The sequence below is a fragment of the Pseudomonas sp. 30_B genome, assembly GCF_017491605.1.
Classification (GTDB): Bacteria; Pseudomonadota; Gammaproteobacteria; order Pseudomonadales; family Pseudomonadaceae; genus Pseudomonas.
On the sequence record NZ_JAFGYY010000086.1, the window covers coordinates 1 to 697 of the forward strand.

Consider the following 697-nt stretch of genomic DNA (forward strand, 5'->3'; position numbering starts at 1 on the left):
GCTATGAATATGCCCCCCTTGCGTGCGTTTCTCACCGAGAAAACGGGGGTGACCTGGGTGTGACTCGGTCAATTGATTTAGCCGTTTATGATTATGTGCCCCCCCCTATGTCCGTCATCAGTAGAGAAAGGACGCGGGTGTGAGCCCCCGCATGTCGGCGACGGCATGGGGGCCCCCGCGATCCGGCCGCTGAACCCTTGCGGTGGGCGCAACAATGTGGGTGGGGGCGCGTCGCCGACTTCCCTTGCAGAAACGCGTTTTCGATGGCTTCCAACTCGCGGAGAGCCGCGCCCGGCCTACGCTTGCGCTTGTCTCGGGTGTCCGCCGCAATGCCGCTCAGCGCAAAACACGTTGGAGATTTGGAGATAAACGCCCGAATCGGCCGCAAAGCCTTGTGGCGTAAGGCTTTGGTTGTCTCCAAACAGATTTGGAGAACGCTGGAGATACTGGAGATAAATCGGGCTGGATTGTTACGGTTACGGCAAGATTCGCGGCAGTCGCCGGCCCGGTTCCATCTGGAGCGGATCGCTCAAAGTAACTTTGACGCGCGGGCCAAAAATGCCGCGCAAAGGAATGCCCGCCACCGCCCTCCCGGACGGCGGCGGTGCATTTCACAGTTCAAGCGTGAAGATGGACGGCAACACGCGATAGACCATGAACTTGCCGTGACCGGGGATGTACTCCTGCCGGTACGGGT

1 protein-coding gene is annotated in these 697 nt (G+C 60.0%); it reads left to right on the plus strand.

What is annotated here, in order from left to right; genetic code table 11:
- Nucleotides 1-329: 329 nt before the first annotated feature.
- A partial coding sequence (locus J5M67_RS27330; protein ID WP_207888532.1) for a hypothetical protein occupies nt 330-697 on the plus strand: 368 nt, incomplete at its 3' end.